General features: G+C 68.1%; 12 protein-coding genes. 8 read left to right on the top strand and 4 right to left on the bottom strand.

Translation table 11 applies throughout. The annotated features are described in order from the left end of the window. Positions 1-98 precede the first annotated feature (98 nt). The 4 genes from ACIBU0_RS02540 to ACIBU0_RS02525 all read right to left on the bottom strand — a co-directional run bounded on the left by ACIBU0_RS02540 (position 99) and on the right by ACIBU0_RS02525 (position 3630). On the bottom strand, positions 99-761 hold the full coding sequence (locus ACIBU0_RS02540; RefSeq protein ID WP_398810483.1) for a pyridoxamine 5'-phosphate oxidase family protein: 663 nt from the start codon (positions 759-761) through the stop codon (positions 99-101). A 187-nt stretch (positions 762-948) separates the two neighbouring features. Beyond that, positions 949-2028, bottom strand: coding sequence for a glutamate--cysteine ligase (locus ACIBU0_RS02535; RefSeq protein WP_398810480.1), 1080 nt, complete (start codon positions 2026-2028; stop codon positions 949-951). A gap of 479 nt (positions 2029-2507) precedes the next feature. Further along, complete coding sequence (locus ACIBU0_RS02530; RefSeq protein WP_398810477.1) at positions 2508-2942, bottom strand: hypothetical protein; 435 nt, start codon at positions 2940-2942, stop codon at positions 2508-2510. Positions 2943-3159: 217 nt separating this feature from the next. Further along, positions 3160-3630: a winged helix-turn-helix transcriptional regulator gene (locus ACIBU0_RS02525; RefSeq protein WP_398810475.1), complete on the bottom strand. Its 471-nt coding sequence runs from the start codon at positions 3628-3630 to the stop codon at positions 3160-3162. A gap of 90 nt (positions 3631-3720) precedes the next feature. Between ACIBU0_RS02525 and ACIBU0_RS02520 the strand changes: the two genes are divergently transcribed. From ACIBU0_RS02520 to ACIBU0_RS02485, 8 genes are all read left to right on the top strand, one after another. After that, positions 3721-4215: a PaaI family thioesterase gene (locus ACIBU0_RS02520; protein ID WP_398810472.1), complete on the top strand. Its 495-nt coding sequence runs from the start codon at positions 3721-3723 to the stop codon at positions 4213-4215. 1485 nt (positions 4216-5700) lie between these two features. After that, positions 5701-7011, top strand: coding sequence for an ABC transporter substrate-binding protein (locus tag ACIBU0_RS02515; protein ID WP_398810469.1), 1311 nt, complete (start codon positions 5701-5703; stop codon positions 7009-7011). Next, positions 7008-8027 carry a carbohydrate ABC transporter permease gene (locus ACIBU0_RS02510; protein ID WP_398810466.1) on the top strand — a complete coding sequence of 340 codons (1020 nt, stop codon included), beginning with the start codon at positions 7008-7010 and terminating at the stop codon, positions 8025-8027. The genes ACIBU0_RS02515 and ACIBU0_RS02510 overlap by 4 nt, the downstream gene beginning before the upstream one ends. Continuing rightward, positions 8024-8914 (top strand): carbohydrate ABC transporter permease, encoded by an 891-nt coding sequence (locus ACIBU0_RS02505; RefSeq protein WP_398810463.1) that lies wholly within the window; start codon positions 8024-8026, stop codon positions 8912-8914. Before ACIBU0_RS02510 ends, ACIBU0_RS02505 begins: the two co-directional genes overlap by 4 nt. Positions 8915-9426: 512 nt before the next feature. After that, positions 9427-10911, top strand: coding sequence for an RICIN domain-containing protein (locus ACIBU0_RS02500; protein WP_398810460.1), 1485 nt, complete (start codon positions 9427-9429; stop codon positions 10909-10911). A gap of 803 nt (positions 10912-11714) precedes the next feature. Beyond that, positions 11715-13370 carry an RICIN domain-containing protein gene (locus tag ACIBU0_RS02495; protein WP_398810457.1) on the top strand — a complete coding sequence of 552 codons (1656 nt, stop codon included), beginning with the start codon at positions 11715-11717 and terminating at the stop codon, positions 13368-13370. Between the two features lie 124 nt (positions 13371-13494). Next, positions 13495-15486 (top strand): ricin-type beta-trefoil lectin domain protein, encoded by a 1992-nt coding sequence (locus ACIBU0_RS02490; protein WP_398811739.1) that lies wholly within the window; start codon positions 13495-13497, stop codon positions 15484-15486. Positions 15487-15578: 92 nt separating this feature from the next. Continuing rightward, positions 15579-16190, top strand: a complete 612-nt coding sequence (locus tag ACIBU0_RS02485) for a (2Fe-2S)-binding protein (RefSeq protein WP_398810454.1) — start codon at positions 15579-15581, stop codon at positions 16188-16190. Positions 16191-16210: the final 20 nt, after the last annotated feature.

Genomic DNA, 16210 nt, shown 5'->3' with positions numbered 1-16210 from the left:
GAGGCCTGCAAGACGGCGCCGTGACGAGCGAGCCCGGGCGGCGCGTCGTCACGGGCGGGCGCCGTCGGTGTCAGGGTCGTCGGCTCGGTGCCGCTGGGTCAGCCCATGTCCGGTGGCGGTCCGGTGTGAGTTCCCGCAGTCTGCACGCTCTCGTAGGGCGGGGACTGGTGCTCGGCGCGGGGCACGAAGTAGTCGGGATCCCTTGGCCGCTGGGCCCCCGGGCGCGGACGCGGCGCCGGTTCGAGATGGGGGATGTGCTTGGAGCAGTGCACGTACGCCTCCTCCACCGTGATGTGCACCCAGAACTCGGGCTTGCGCCCAGGAGCGGTGTCCACCGGGAGGTGGGGGTGGGCCCGCCGCTGCTCCTCGTCCCGGCGGAGTCGAGCTGCGCCATTGACGTGCAGTCCGATGTGGTCATGGGTGAAGTCGACGAAGAGCAGACCGATGTGCGGGTTCTCGGCGATGTTGCCCGCACTGGCGAGGACCCCGTTCCCACGGTACTCGGGGTAGGTGAGGGTTCCTTCGTCCAGCACGGTGACGAAGCCCGGGGGACCGGCTCGGAATGTGACGTCACAGGCTCCGCCGGCGTCCGACGTGGACAGGAACGCCATGGTCTGCCGACCTATGAAGTCCGCCATCTGCGGGGTCAGTCGGGCCTGCACCTGGCGGTCGTAGAAGGTGGCGGCCTGGTCTGTGGTGCCGAGGAGGTGCTGCAGGCGGCGCTCGCCGACGGAACCGGTGGTCTCGTGGGTGTAGTTCACGGAACGCGGTGCCTTCCTATGGCCTTCAGCTGGGCGTGGGGGCGACGGCACTCTAACGCTGGAGGGAACACGGTGTCGTGGTCGGTGTACGTGAGCGACTCGCGATCCCTTCGCGGCTGTGCGTCGGACCACCGTGCCTGCCGGCTGGAAGCAGGTCCGGGGCAACGGGCAGGCGCGGCGCCTTGCTCTACGTGCTGATGAGGTCGGTCACCGCTCGGATGCCGCCCTCGGTGAGGGCGGTGCGTTGTCGGTCGGCGCCGGTTGCGTGCTGCAGCAGGTGGTCGATCAGGGATGTCGCCTGCCGGGTGTCGCCGGAGGCTTCGAGGGCGGGGATGATGTGGAGCAGGAGTTGGTGCAGGACTTCGCCGGCCGGGCGGGTGTTGCCCTCCAGGTCGACGAGGGTGCCGCTCAGACCATGCCGGGCGGCGTGCCACAGGCTCGCCCGTAGCAGCTCAGGGGCGCACTCGGGGGCGGGGGCGTCGGCGGAGACCGCGTCGAGTTCCGTCTGGACGAGGGCCCGGACCACGCCCGCGAGCTTCACCGCGTCGTCGACGCGCAGCTGGACGTCCAGGCACCGCACCTCCAGGGTGGGATACGAGGCCGAGAGACGGGCCAGCCAGTACAACTGACCGATGTCCGAGATCAGCCCGCTCTTCAGCAGCCGTTGCACGCGCCGGTCGTAGTCGGCCACGTCGTGGAAATGCGGGGGCATGCCGCTGACCGGCCAACGGCCGAAGATCACCGTGCGCCAGCTGGCGAAGCCGGTGTCGCGGCCGTCCCAGAGGGGTGAGTTCGCCGACATGGCCGTGAGCGTCGGCAGCCACACCCGGAGCCGGTTCATGAGCTGCAGTCCCTCCTCGCGGCTGGGCACCGCGACATGGACGTGCATGCCGTTGACCAGCTGCTCCGCCACCAGCTGCGGCGCCTGTGAGCGCATGGCGCGGTAACGGGCCTTGTCGGTGACGGCCACGGGGCGGCTGTGCCGCAGCGGCGAGGTCCCGCAGGGCGCGACCCTGCAGCCGTGCCGTTCGGCCGCCGTCCCGACGGCGTTCCGCAACCGCAGCAGATGCCCCCTGACCTCCTCCAGGGATTCGCACACCGGGGTGGCCACCTCGACCTGAGCCTGCAGCAGCTCGCTCTGCACCTCCTCATCGGCCACGAACGGCGCGAGCCCGGCCGCGGTGCGCACCTTGTCGGCCAGCGGCACGGGCAGACCCGTGTCCGGGTCGAGCAGCAGGTACTCCTCTTCCACACCGATCGTCGTCATCGGCCGCCTTCTGTTCCGCCCCCGTCGCCGGAGTCCTGGTCCTACCGCGCTGGTCACCTGCTCACCCCCGACGGGTGCGCGCTCACCGGTGAACCGAGTGCCTCGATCACCCACGGGAGAAACCGGTCTCGCGGACCCGTATCTCGGGTCCTGTCGCGCGCACCGCCACACACATGCCGTCCGCGTCTCACCGAGGGGAGGGGATGGCATGACCGCAACCCGTGGCCGACGCCGTCCGTGCGGACTGGTTGGTGAGGGTCGGCAGGCAGGAGGAGGCTCGCTCCTGACCGCGCAGCGTGGTGGGCCTCCCGTACCCGTTGGCGCCGGTGGCCGCGTCGGTGGATGACCGGCGTGCGGTCGTGGGGTTACCGGGCGCTGATTCAGCCGGCCACGCATGCGGCCGTTCATCGCCCTGCTGGAACGGGGTAGCGCGGTCGCGTCACAGAGAACAGCGAGCCGAGGCGGGAGGCCGCTGCCGCTCAGAAGTCCGTCGGCAGCCCGCTCGCCTCCGCGATGCCCCGCAGCTCCTGGTTCTCCCTGTGCCGTTCCTTGACGTAGTCGGCGATTTCGCCGAGGCGGACCGGATCGGCAGCGGTGTTCGCGTCCGTGACGATCCTGACCGGGTCGGCCTCGTCGACGTCGATCTCGACCAACTCGTTGTCCAGCCGACCCGTCACTGCGGTGGCGATGACCAGGGCGGCCTCGTCACGGACCTCTTGGGGCAGCTCGTCGTCGGACCCTGGGTCGAGCGTGAGGTCGACCATGAAGAGGCGCTCCTCTTCGATCGCCTTCAGCACAGGTGTCACCGCGCGCAGCAGACGGCTGTAGTCCTCCGCGTCCATCTGCAAGCGGAGGAGGTCCAGGTACACGTCCACGGGCCGGCCGTCGCCATATGGAATCTCGGAGTCGTTCATCCTTTTCGGGTTTCCCGTAGGACGCGGTTCAGACCCGTTGCCGGCGAGCCATTGCGAAAGAGAACACACCCGACGCAGGGTGTCGTCCAGCCCCTGGGCTGGTCGGTGTCGTACTCGATGGCCGCGCGGCCCCGCAGGAGCCGTCTAACCCCACGGCGACCGGCCTGAGCGTTCGTGTCGCCGAAGGCGACAGACAGGGCCAGCGCACCGACCAGCATCATCCCGTGGTCACATGAGCTGCGGCACCAGGCCGTGTGTACGCCTGCCGCGGGGCGAGAGGCCCGTGGTCGCCCGCGCAGACGACGACCGTCTCCAGGGGCTCACCACAGTCACGGTGACGGACCTCCAGGGGCGGCCCCTCCGGATCGGCCGTGTAGCGGTCGCCCCACTGCTTCAGGGCGATCATCACCGGCCACAGATCCCAGCCCTTGCCGGTGAGCCGGTACTCGTGACGAGTGCGGTGGCCCGGCTCGCGGTACGGGACGGTCTCCAGGACTCCGGCAGCGACCAGTTTGCGCAGCCTGTCCGCCAGTACCGCCTCCGACAGTCCCACGTGCCGGCGGAAGTCGTCGAAGCGGCGCACGCCGTTCATGGCGTCGCGCAACACCAGCAGCGACCACTTCTCGCCGATCAGATCGAGGGTGCGCTGCACCGTGCAGTTCTCGGTGCTCGTCTCCAGCCAGGTCATGTCCGTAATCGTAGGCTGACTGCGACATTGACAGCCAGCTTCTCGCGCTACTAGCTTCGGATATTGAAGCCAGCTGGAGAGGAAGAGCGCATGGCGAGATCACGCACGGTCGAGTGGCAGGATCCGAGCATCTCCGCGGCCGACGTCGGCCAGGAGAGCGGCCTCGACTTCCTGCGCAGCGTGCTGAGCGGACGTCTGCCCGCCCCGCCCATCGCCGCGACGCTCGGATTCGCCCTGGAGCAAGTCGAGTTCGGCCACGCCGTCTTCGCCTTGGAGCCGGGGGAGGAGCACTACAACCCCATCGGCAGCGTCCACGGAGGCGTCTACGCCACTCTCCTCGACTCGGCCGCGGGCTGTGCGGTGCAGTCGGTGCTTCCGGTCGGCATGGCGTACACCTCGCTCGACCTGAGCGTGAAGTTCCTGCGTCCGATCACCGTCGACACCGGCAAGGTCCGTGCCGTCGGCACCGTGCTCAACCACGGCCGCCGCACGGCCCTGGCGCAGGCCGAACTGCTCGACTCCGAAGACCGCTTGCTCGCCCATGCCACGAGCAGCTGCATGCTCTTCCCCGTCCCGCCGAGCTGACAACGGCCCGTTAGGCCGGGCGAGCGGGGCGCAGCCGAACCAGGGGGACACGCGGGGTGCGGGCGCGGTGTCGCCGAGGGTGGCGGTCGGGCGTGGGGGCGTCGACGACGCGGCGGTCTTCAGATCCGGCGCAGACGCGGCCAACCTGCATGCCCGTCGAGGGGAATTGGCCGAACCGGGTCGGCGGGCTCGACGGCGGGCGGGTCGAGCGCGGTGACTCGGGCCCCCGGACGGCCACGGGCGGCTGCAGCTGACGAGGTTCCACGCGCCGACGGCGATCAGCGCTGAGCCGGCGGACGCACCGGCGAACACGCTGGGTCTTCGGCGCATGATGTTCGTCATCGACGACATCGGGGACGCCACTGCCCGCCTGCGCGCTCAGGCACGGAAATCGTCGGCGAGCCGACGGATCGCGAGGGCGGCTCTCGATTCCGGCGCAGCCGACGGACGGCCTTAGGGTCTGGCGACGATCCTGGCCCACTCGGCGCGGTGCCGGCGGCCCGCACCGCAATCCCACCGGAACTCCGACACACTGGCCGACCTCGATGTGGCGGTCTGGCGCGCGCCCGCGCCCTCGGGGTCCGTGAACGCAGCGGACCAGGCCATGGCGTGAGGTGTCTGCGCTGCCCGGTGGGCGCCGGGCCCACGGCCCTTGGTGGCGCCGCGCCCACGGCCCTTGGTCTCCTCGGGCCGCCGCGAGACCGAGCCGCGAAAGAACGCGGATTTCGCCGCACTCCAGGACTGGCTCACCCCGTCCGCGCTGAAGTTGATCGGCGACACGTTGCCGCTGCGGACGCCGCCGCAGGGTTCTGGCCGCCGCTCAGACGTCCACTGCTGCGTGGAGACCGGACCCGCCGGGCACGCACCGTCCTCTGTCCGACCGTGAGCCTTGCCTCGGCGGCGTGTGCTGGACGCGAACCGGTGGCACGACGCGCGAAACGGCACGGCGGACGTACAGCGGGTGATCACCCCTCAGCCCCTCAGCTCGGAAGGGCCGGGCGAAGGGGCGCGGCCCCGCTTTCCTGATGACTACGGCGTTCGACGAGTGCGCCGCCGCTGAGGCTTCGCTGGTATCGGGCGTGTCCGTAGTGGGCGTGCGCAGCCGAGTCGTTGACGTCCTGGGCGTGCGCAGCCGGAGTCGTTGACTTCCCCAGCCGGTGCTCACTGCCCTCATGCTGACGCCCTGTCCGGTGTGGCGCCATCGCGCTTGCGGCTTTGCTTGCTTGATGTGCGATGCAGGCGCATTCGCCATGGGAGCGCACCCATCGCGTCGGCCTGCGGAAATCCTGCAACTGGCGTCCAGAGAAAGCGATTTCCCCAGGTCATCGCTTTTCGTAGGGGTCACAAAAAGGGGATGCGCGCCTCTTGACGTTCGGCGGGCCGAACCGCTCTCATGGGCTCACTGTTTGATCTCGTTCGTTTCTGGTCGATCGTGTGCCACGCGGTCTGGATTCCGATGACCGCCGCTCTGCCCCAGGAGTCGTCATGCAACTCTCTTCCTCTGGTCCCTCCTCTCCCGGCCCCGCTCGCCGCACGCTGCTGCGGGGAGCGGGCGGGGCGGTTGCGCTCGGCGCCGGCATCCCGCTGCTGAGCGCCTGCGGCGGCAGCGGTTCGGCGAGCGACCCCAAGACCGTCACGGTCGGCTCCAATGCGTCGGACGCGGTGCCGAAGAAGGCGTTCGCCGACATCTACTCGGCGTTCGGGAAGCAGTCCGGGCTCACGGTCGATGTGAACACCAAGGACCACAACACCTTCCAGGAGCAGATCAACTCGTATCTGCAGGGCACGCCGGACGACGTGTTCCACTGGTTCGCCGGGTACCGCATGCAGTTCTTCGCGGCCAAGGGCCTGGCCACCCCGATCGACGACGTGTGGCAGACCATCGGCGGCAACTTCCCCGTCGCGATGAAGGTGCTCAGCCAGGGCGAGGACGGCAAGTACTACTTCGTGCCGCTGTACACCTACCCCTGGGCGATCTTCTACCGGAAGAGCGTCTTCAAGCAGCACGGCTACGAGGTCCCCACCACCTGGGACCAGCTGGTCGCGCTGTGCAAGCAGATGAAGAAGGACGGCCTCGTCCCGATCGCCTTCGGTGACAAGGACGCCTGGCCCGCGATGGGCACCTTCGACCAGATCAACTTCCGTGCCAACGGCTACGACTTCCACGTCGAGCTGATGGCCGGCAAGGCCTCCTGGACCGACGCCAAGGTGCGCAAGACCTTCGACCTGTGGACCGAGCTCCTTCCCTACCACCAGGACGGCGCCGTCGGCCGCACCTGGCAGGACGCCGCCCAGACCCTCGCCTCGAAGAAGGCGGGCATGTACCTGCTGGGCACCTTCGTGGCCCAGCAGTTCACCAACCCGGCCGACGTGGACGACCTCGACTTCTTCGCCTTCCCCGAGATCGACCCGGCGTACGGCCAGGAGACCGTCGAGGCGCCGACCGACGGCTTCATGCTCAGCAAGGCCCCGAAGAACAAGGCCGGCGCCGTCAAGCTGCTGGAGTACCTGGGCACGCCGGAGGCCGAGGCGCTCTACCTCAAGTCCGACCCGAGTGTCGTCGCCGCTTCCAGGACGGCGGACACCTCCTCGTACACACCGCTGCAGAAGAAGGCGTACGACATGATCTCCCGCGCCAAGCACCTCACGCAGTTCATGGACCGTGACAGCCGGCCGGATTTCACCTCCACGGTGATGCAGCCCGCGCTGCAGAAGTTCATCCGCGATCCGAAGGGGACCGACAGCCTGCTCTCGTCGATCGAGCGCCAGAAGAAGACGATCTTCGCCACCTCATGACTTTCACACGGAACACCGTTACCGGGACCGACATCACGAGCACCCCGGGGGTGACGAACACCCGTCCCCCGGGACCCCCGGAGACGCCGTCGGCAAAGGGGAGGAGCGAGCGGGTGCGACAGGGCCACCAACGGCTGCTGACCCGACGCGACCGGCTCACTCTCTGGCTCATGGCCGGCGTGCCCACCGCCTTGCACATCGCCTTGGTGTGGGTCACCGCGCTGGCCTCGATCGCGCTGGCCTTCACCACCTGGGACGGCATCGGCCTCGACTCGATCAAGTGGGTCGGGCTGGACAACTTCAGGGAACTGTTCACCACCAACCCGCAGTTCTGGCCCGCCGTCCAGCACAACGTCATCTGGCTCGCCGCTCTGATCCTCGTACCCATGCCGCTGGGGATGTTCCTGGCGGTACAGCTGGACAAGAAGATCCGGTTCAGCAGGGTCTACCAGACCGCGTTCTTCCTGCCCGTCGTGATGTCGTTCGCCGTGATCGGCTTCGTCTGGCAGCTTGTCTACAACCCCGACACCGGCCTGATCAACAGCCTCATCGGAGCCAACGAGCCCGGCCACTACATCGACTGGATCGGCGACCCAGATCTGAACCTCTGGGCCGTGCTGGTTGCCGCCTCCTGGCGGCACACCGGCTACCTCATGATCCTCTACCTGGCCGGCCTGAAGGGCGTCGACCCCGCGCTGCGGGAAGCCTCCGGGCTCGACGGCGCGAACGAATGGCAGACGTTCAAGAACGTCATCTTCCCCTCCCTGCGGCCCACCAACACCATCGTCCTGGTCGTCACCATCATCGAGGCCCTGCGCGCCTTCGACCTGGTCTTCGTCTTCAACAAGGGCGCGGAAGGCACCGAGTTGCTCTCGATCCTCGTGACCAACAACATCATCGGCGAGTCCAGCCGCATCGGCTACGGCTCCGCGATCGCGGTCGTCCTGCTGCTGATCTCGCTCGCCGTGATCATCCCGTACCTGGTGGCCACCTTCCGGAAGGAGCGGCGATCGTGAGCGCCTTCACCCCTGCGCTCGGCAAGCAACGCACCCCCCTGCGCCCGGCCCGGATCCTGCTGCACGTCTTCCTCGCCGGCACCGCACTGGCCTGGCTCGCCCCGCTGCTCTGGGCGATCCTCGCGGCCCTGCGCCCGTACGGAGAGACCAGCACCAAGGGCTACGTGTCCTGGCCCGACAAACTGAGCCTCGACAACTTCACCAACGCCTTCCAGCAGTCGGACATGCCGCACTACTTCGGCACCACACTGCTGATCGCCGTGCCGGCGGTGCTGCTGACGCTGTTCCTGTCCTCGATGGTCGCCTTCTACGTCAGCCGCTTCGACTTCCGCCTCAACCTGGCGCTGCTGCTGGTCTTCACGGCGGGGAACCTGCTGCCGCAGCAGGTCATCATCACCCCGCTGTACCGGCTGTACCTGCTGATCGAGCTGCCCGGCATCACGATGAGCGGCAAGCTGTACGACTCCGCGCTCGGCCTGGTGCTGATCCATGTGGCCTTCCAGTCCGGCTTCTGCGCCTTCGTGCTCAGCAACTACATGCGTTCCCTGCCGCACGAACTGACCGAGGCGGCGCTGGTGGACGGCGCCTCGGTGTGGCGGCAGTACTGGCAGATCACGCTGCCGCTGTGCCGCCCGGCGATGGCGGCCCTGGCCACGCTGCTGTCCATCTGGATCTACAACGACTTCTTCTGGGCCATCGTCCTGATCACCACCGGCGAGAACATGCCGATCACGTCGGCGCTCAACAACCTCTCCGGCCAGTACTTCACCGACCCCAACCTGATCGCCGCCGGCGCCCTGCTCACCGCGGTCCCCACGCTGATCGTGTACTTCGTGCTGCAACGACAGTTCGTCAGCGGGCTCACCCTCGGCGCCAACAAGGGCTGATCGTCGGCCCGCGCTGCCCCCGTCCCACCCCCATCCTCCTGGAGCCGGAATTGAGCACAGAGCGGCAGCTGTCCCTCCCCAGCCCGAACGCCCACGCCCCACGACACTCATCCCGATCAAGAGCAGGAGACTCGGGACAGGTGAATGCCGACCTCTGCTGCAGGTGCAACCGCTGGACGGACGCCCCCATTTCCGTGGGCCTCATCCAGCGGTCGAGCGCCCCCGACCGGACGCTCTCCGTCTGCCCGGACTGCGTCCCCCGTTTCACCTGAGCCCTTCTCGCAGCCGACTGCGATGACGACGGCCTCGCCGGACTCCCGCCGGGCTGCCGTCGAACACCTCGGGGAAGTCCGCTGAACGGGACTCGGCCGAAGGCCGACAGCGGACGCACCCCACTTCTCATCCCTCGTTCGATCTTGGCACCACAGATCGACCAATGGGACCAAGAGCCGCCCGAGGGCGGGTTCGACTCTCCTTACCGAAGCCGCCCTCCCGTTCACGAAGGAGCAATGATGCTCAGACGTGTTCTCACGCCATTGCCGGCTGCCTGCGCCAGCATGCTCGCACTACTGGTGGTCGCGCCGCCCGCCCAGGCCGCCCCGGTCACCCTGGACAACCCCAACGATTTCATCGGGACCAATGGCGACCCGGTCGACGCACACGGCGGCGGGGTGATCAGGCACACCGATGGCTACTACTACTGGTTCGGGGAGAACCGCCACGCGAACGACACCTTCAAGGCCGTCTCCGTCTACAAGTCGGCCGACCTGAAGAAGTGGGAGTGGGTGGGCGATGCCCTTGACCAGGCGAGCGATCCCGAGCTGAAGTCCGCCAAGATCGAGCGTCCCAAGGTGATCTACAACAGCACCACCAAGAAGTACGTCATGTGGATGCACAAGGAGAACGCCACGGACTACCTCGAGGCGAGGGCCGCCGTCGCAGTCTCCGACAAGATCGAGGGCCCTTACGACTATCTGAGCAGCTTCCAGCCGCCGAGTGGCAACGACACCACCCAGACCACTGAGTCCCGGGACATGACGCTGTACGTGGACAAGAACGCGGACGGAAGTGAGACCGCCTACCAGGTAACGGCCGCCAAGAACAACGCCGACCTGCGCATCTACAAGCTCAACGCCGACTTCACGGGGTACGCCGACAACCCATTGGTCGCCAACCCCTGGCCGGGCCAGGGGCGGGAGGCTCCGGCGCTGTTCAAACGTGACGGTGTCTACTTCATGCTTACCTCCGGCCTCAGTGGCTGGAATCCCAACCAGCAGATGTACGCCACGGCTGCCGGCATCGCCGGCCCCTGGACGGAGATGAAGGAGGTCGGTGACGGCATCGCCTACAACTCCCAGACCACGTTCGTCCTGCCCATCGAGGGCACTTCGGGCAACACCTCGTTCCTGTACATGGGCGACCGCTGGGCCGGCGCCGTCATGAACGGGAAGGACCCGGTCAACGACTCCACATACGTCTGGCTGCCGTTGACCTTCCCGACCAGGACCACCATGAACCTGCCCTGGTACCCCAAGGTCGAGATCGACGCGGCGGCGGGGACGGTCAAGGGCGTGGGCGGCGGCCCCTACTACAACCTCGTGGCCCGGCACAGCGACAAGTGCGTCGACGTCAAGGACAACTCCGCCGCCGACAACGGCCACGTCATCCAATTCGCCTGCAACGGCGGCCTCAACCAGCAGTGGCGTCTGGAGGACGCGGGCGGCGGCTACTACCGCATCCTCGCCCAGCACAGCGGCAAGTGCCTGGATGTCGAGGGTGCTTCCACCGCAAAGGCCTTCGTCAACCAGTACAGGTGCGGCAGCGGCCAGAACCAGCAATGGAAGTTCGAGGACCAGGGCAACGGCTACTACCGCCTGGTGGCCCGGCACAGCGGACTCTGCTTGGACGTTCCGGAAGGCTCCGCCGGGGATGTCCGTCTCATCCAGTACAAGTGCGGAACCGGCACCAATCAGCAGTTCAAGCGGCTCACCGCTTGACCCCCTGGACCGACGCGGTTGTGCACACCGCCCGACGCCTGCCTCGCGCCTTGCGAATGTCCATGCCCATCGCCGAGCCCGTGGGCCATGGAGCCGTACGCGTGCCAGTCCTGCGACAGCCGGCTGCACCGCCCCGGCCCGAACCCTCGCTCATCCCCCTTGCCGTCAGAGGACGACTGCCGTCACGGCGCCGCGCCGCCGCCGGGGGGCAGGGCATCGGGGCGGCTGCGCATCCCAACTCCTCGAAGTCGTAAGGAGCCAGCGTGCTTCGAATGTCCCGGGGTCGTTATGCCGGTCGGCATCATCGGTCTGCGGCTGACGGTCGTCCGCGGCCACGCACCGAAAGCGGCACCGTGATGAGCGCCCCCGACTCCGTCACCGACCCGCCCCGCACAGCCGACCCCGCTGACCGGATGGACGAGCGGCACACGACCGTTCGGGACCCCTGACCGGCGAACCGCACCTGGCCCCGCACGCCCACCAGGTCGTGCTGGGTCAGCTCGCCGAGCACATCAACGATCAGGCCGGCTGGAAGACCTGGCTGTCATGGGATCGACATCGCAGGCACCGGCGACCAACTCGACATCATCGCGCGGCTCTCCGGGGCCGTTGCGCAGTCCACCCCACCCGCCTCTGCTCAACCCCCGCCGACGGCACATCCGTTTGGTTCGCACTCCCCGGCCCTGCCCACTGAACCCCGCGCTTTCGCGCTCCGTGGTCCCGGTGCAAGAGGTGGACTGCCGGACCTTCGGATGCCCCGCGCCGGGCCCCTCACCACGCAAAGACCCAAGAAAGAGGCTCTCATGCGAACAACAAGACGTCTCGCGGTCCCGGTCGGCCTGGGCGTCGCGGCATGCGCCCTGACCGGGACCGGCGCTACGGCCCACGCGGCCTCGGCAACCCCCGTCTCCGGCACCGTCTACACCCTGACGAACGTCGCGAGCGAGAAGCTGATGGACGTCAAACTTGCCTCGACCGCCCCCGGCGCACCCGTCATCCAATACACGTCGAACAACGGGGCCAACCAGCAATGGTTGCTGACCCGGACCAGCTCCGGCGCCTACACCATCAGGAGCGCCAACAGCGGCCTGTGTCTGGACACCCCTGCCCCTCAGAGCCCCATTCCGCAGCTCGTCCAGAACCCCTGCGACGGCTCCGGCAAACAGCAATGGAAGATCCAGACCGCAGGCGACGCCTACAACCTTGTCAACGCCGCCAACGGCCTGGTCGTCGACAACAAGCAGTCGTCGGACAGAGACGAGAACGAGATCATCCAGTGGCAGCCCAATGGAGGCGACAACCAGCGCTGGACCCTCACCCCGGTCTCCGCCCCGCTCACACGGGTCGGCACCCACACCGTCGGCCTGATGAAGAACGGTGAATCGTTCACCGACAAGAGCATCCGCATGGTCGCGCACACCACCGTCGCAGGCTCCCAGCTCCGCGTCCGGCTCAGCAACCGATACGGCACCGGACCGCTGACCATCGACGCCGTCGACCTCGCCAGGGAAGGCAGCACCCCCGGCACCGCCGTCCCCGGCACCCATCGCACCGTACTCTTCGACAAGAGCACATCCGTCACCATCCCCGCCGGGCAGGACATCGCCAGCGACCCGATCCCGATGGCCGCGGCCGCGGACACGAACCAGCTCGTGAGCCTCCGCGTGTCGGGCACGTCCCCCGCCGCCACCTGGCACCAGGAGGCACAGCAGCAGGCCTGGGTCGCCTCCGGCAACCACGTCGCCGACGACGGCCTCGGCAACTACCCGACGAGCAAGTGGTCCTGGTACTTCCTCGAAGGCCTGGACGTCATCTCCTCGACCGCCACCGGAACCGTGGTGTGCGTCGGGGACTCCATCACCGACGGCGTCGGTTCCACTTGGGGTGCCAACCGCCGCTGGCCCGACCACCTCGCCCGGCGCATGAACGCCGCCTCCGGCGGTCCCACCCTCGGTGTCGTGGACGCCGGCATCGGCTCCAACCGGATACTGACAGACGCCTGGTCGACCAACCCAAGCCTCAAGAGCCGGTTCGGCCGGGACGTGCTTGGCCAGCCCAACGTCAAAAGCGTGATCCTGCTGGAGGGCATCAACGACATCGGCAGCAACGCCGGCCCGAACGGATCCAGCCTGACCTTCGAGGCTCTCAGGGACGGCATGCTGAGCGTGATCGACCAAGCACACGCCGTCGGCGTGAAGATCATCGGCGGCACGATTTTGCCCTACGCCAACGCCGGCTACTACACGCCTGAGGGCGAACTGGTCCGCAAAGCCATCAACGAGTGGATCCGCACCAGTGGCGCCTTCGACGGTTTCATCGACTTCGACAAGGTGATGCGGGACCCCGGCAACGCTGAGCGACTCAACCCCGCCTACGACACCGGCGACCACCTGCACCCCAACGACGCCGGCTATCAGGCGATGGCCAACGCCGTGGACCTCGCCCAGCTCACGCCGTAACACCGTGACGCGGAGCCTCGGCGGCCCCGCTGTTCAAGAGCGCGGATGCACAGTCCGCATGATCACGCTCGCCCCCGGCGCGGTGGTTGACCACGGCGCGCACCACTTCCCCCTGGAGAGCCACATGCCCCGCACCGCTGCACGACGTTGGAGCAGACGCATCTCCGCCCAAGTGCTCGCCGCCGGACTGGCCTTCGCGGGTCTGGCGACCCTGGACCAGCCGGAGCCGTCGACGCCACTGTCGGCCGAACCGGCTGCCGTAAGCACCTATCAGACAGGTGTCACCCCGCCGCCGATGGGCTGGGCGTCGTGGAACAGCTTCTTCAGCAGCATCGACCACAACGTGATCAAGCAGCAGGCCGACGCTCTGGTCTCCTCCGGCATGGCCGCCGCCGGCTACAAGTACGTCAACCTCGACGACGGCTGGTGGCAGGGCCGGCGTGACGCGAACGGCAACGTCGTCGTCGACGAGAACCTGTGGCCGGGCGGCATGAAGGCGATCGCCGACTACATTCACGGCAAGGGCCTCAAGGCCGGCATCTACACCGACGCGGGCAAGAACGGCTGCGGCTACTACTACCCCACCACCCGGCCCAAGGCGCCCAACACCGGTATGGAGGGCCACTACCAGCAGGACCTGGAGACCTTCCAGCGCTGGGGCTTCGACTACGTGAAGATCGACTTCTGCGGCGGCCGTGTGGAGGGCCTGGACCAGGAGACGACGTACAAGCAGATCGCCGCCGCCAACGAGGCCGCCTCGGCCGTGACCGGTCGCAAGCTGGTGCTGTCGTTCTGCGAGTGGGGCTCCGGACGACCGTGGAACTGGGCGCCGGGACACGGCGACCTGTGGCGCACCAGCGTCGACATCCTGCAGAAGGACGAGACCCCGCAGCTGACGAAGATGTACTACAACTTCGACGAGGCTCTGCAGCCCGCGGCCCAGCACACCGGGTACTACAACGACCCCGACATGCTGATGGTCGGCCTGAACGGTATGCCCCCCGCCCGCAACCGGCTGCACATGAGCCTGTGGTCGATCGCCGGCGCCCCGCTGCTGGCCGGGAACAACGTGGCCACGATGAGCACGGAGACCCGCGACATCCTCACCAACCCCGAGGTCCTCGCCATCGACCAGGACCCGCGCGGCCTGCAGGGCGTCAAGGTCGCCGAGGACACCCGGGGCCTGCAGGTCTACGGCAAGGTCCTCTCCGGCACCGGCAAGCGCGCGGTCATGCTGTTCAACCGCACCGGCTCCGCCGCGAACATCACCGTCCGCTGGGCCGACCTCGGCCTGAGCCCGGACTCCGCCACCGTGCGCAACGCCTGGACCCGCACCGACGCCGGATCGTTCGCGACCAGCTACACCACCTCCGTCCCGGCGAACGAAGCGGTACTGCTGACCGTTTCCGGCACCGAGGCCTCCGGCAGCACCTACGAGGACACCACCACCGCCACCACCCCCACCTTCAGCGACGTCACCGCCTCCACGGCGGGCACCAAGCTCGTCGACATCACCTACGCCAACGGCGGCAGCACCGCCCGCAAGGCAACCATCCAGGTCAACGGCCAGTACAAGCACGTCGTGGCCTTCCCGCCCACCGGCTCGGCCACCACCTATCGGACCGTTTCCCTGCTCGCGCACCTGGCCAAGGGGGCGAACACCGTCAGATTCGCGGCGTCCTCCGGCAGTACTGCCCCCGACATCGACGCCCTCCGCGTCCAGGGCATCCCCGGCACCGACGGCGCGGCCCTCGTCGGCGCCGCCTCCGATCGCTGTGTGGACATCGACAAGAACGCCCGCATCAACGGCACCGAGCCACAGTTGTGGGACTGCTCCGGCGGACGCAACCAGACGTTCCAGCAGACCTCGCGTGGCGAACTCGTCGTCTACGGCGACAAGTGCCTCGACGCCGTAGACGACGACAAGGACGACAAGGTGGTCATCTGGGACTGCCACGGCGGCACCAACCAGAAGTGGACCGTCCACTCGGACGGCACCATCACCGACCTCGACGGCAAGTGCCTGGACGCCTCCGGCGCGGCAACCGCCAACGGCACCCGGCTGATCCGGTGGAAGTGCGAGGGCCAGGCCAACCAGAAGTGGACCCTCAGGTGAGCGGCGGGGCCACGAGACCAGTCGAAGTGACAGATGTATCCGGAACCACCGGGACGGAGGCTGAAGACCCGAACAGAAAGGCAGGGCACTCCATGCCGGACGAGGTGTCCCCTCACCCCAGTCGCCGGGTCGTGGTCGGCGGTGGACTGGCCGTCGGAGCCGCCGTCGCGGCCGGTTCGTACCTGTCCGCGGCACCGGCGGAGGGCACGCCCGCTGCCGCCGAAGCGGTGCGACAGGTCTCCCTCACCGTCAACGGCGAGCGCCTGAAGCTCGCCGTCGACCCGCGCAGCAGCCTCCTCGACACCCTGCGGGACGAGGTCGGTGTCACCGGCCCCAAGAAGGGCTGCAACCAGGGGGCGTGCGGGGCGTGCACCGTGCTGCTCGACGGACAGCGCGTCCTGTCGTGCCTCACCTTCGCGGTCCTGCACGACGGGCAGGAGGTCACCACCGTCGAAGGCATCGCCGACGGCGACCGTCTGCACCCCGTGCAGCAGGCCTTCATGGACCACGACGCGTTCCAGTGCGGCTTCTGCACCTCCGGGCAGATCATGTCGGCTGTCGCGCTGCTCGAGGGCGAGGAGCCGGGGATCACCGAGGACCGTATCCCCGAAGCCATGAGCGGCAACCTGTGCCGGTGCGCGGCCTACTGCAACATCAGGGACGCGATCACGTCGGCCTCGGCCACGATGGCGAAGGGGCGGTAGCCGTGGAGCCTTTCCAGTAC

Source organism: Streptomyces sp. NPDC049627, from assembly GCF_044465645.1.
In the GTDB taxonomy this organism is placed as follows: domain Bacteria; phylum Actinomycetota; class Actinomycetes; order Streptomycetales; family Streptomycetaceae; genus Streptomyces.
The sequence above is the reverse complement of the archived record's forward strand: the minus strand, read 5'-3'. Positions and strand labels throughout refer to the sequence as shown.

Excerpts from the sequence above, each read along its gene's own strand:
- ACIBU0_RS02535 (WP_398810480.1), bottom strand. The coding sequence starts at position 2,028 with ATGACGACGATCGGTGTGGAAGAGGAGTACCTGCTGCTCGACCCGGAC.
- ACIBU0_RS02525 (WP_398810475.1), bottom strand. The coding sequence starts at position 3,630 with ATGACCTGGCTGGAGACGAGCACCGAGAACTGCACGGTGCAGCGCACC.
- ACIBU0_RS02485 (WP_398810454.1), top strand. The coding sequence starts at position 15,579 with ATGCCGGACGAGGTGTCCCCTCACCCCAGTCGCCGGGTCGTGGTCGGC.
- ACIBU0_RS02520 (WP_398810472.1), top strand. The coding sequence starts at position 3,721 with ATGGCGAGATCACGCACGGTCGAGTGGCAGGATCCGAGCATCTCCGCG.
- ACIBU0_RS02495 (WP_398810457.1), top strand. The coding sequence starts at position 11,715 with ATGCGAACAACAAGACGTCTCGCGGTCCCGGTCGGCCTGGGCGTCGCG.
- ACIBU0_RS02490 (WP_398811739.1), top strand. The coding sequence starts at position 13,495 with ATGCCCCGCACCGCTGCACGACGTTGGAGCAGACGCATCTCCGCCCAA.
- ACIBU0_RS02510 (WP_398810466.1), top strand. The coding sequence starts at position 7,008 with ATGACTTTCACACGGAACACCGTTACCGGGACCGACATCACGAGCACC.
- ACIBU0_RS02530 (WP_398810477.1), bottom strand. The coding sequence starts at position 2,942 with ATGAACGACTCCGAGATTCCATATGGCGACGGCCGGCCCGTGGACGTG.
- ACIBU0_RS02515 (WP_398810469.1), top strand. The coding sequence starts at position 5,701 with ATGCAACTCTCTTCCTCTGGTCCCTCCTCTCCCGGCCCCGCTCGCCGC.
- ACIBU0_RS02500 (WP_398810460.1), top strand. The coding sequence starts at position 9,427 with ATGCTCAGACGTGTTCTCACGCCATTGCCGGCTGCCTGCGCCAGCATG.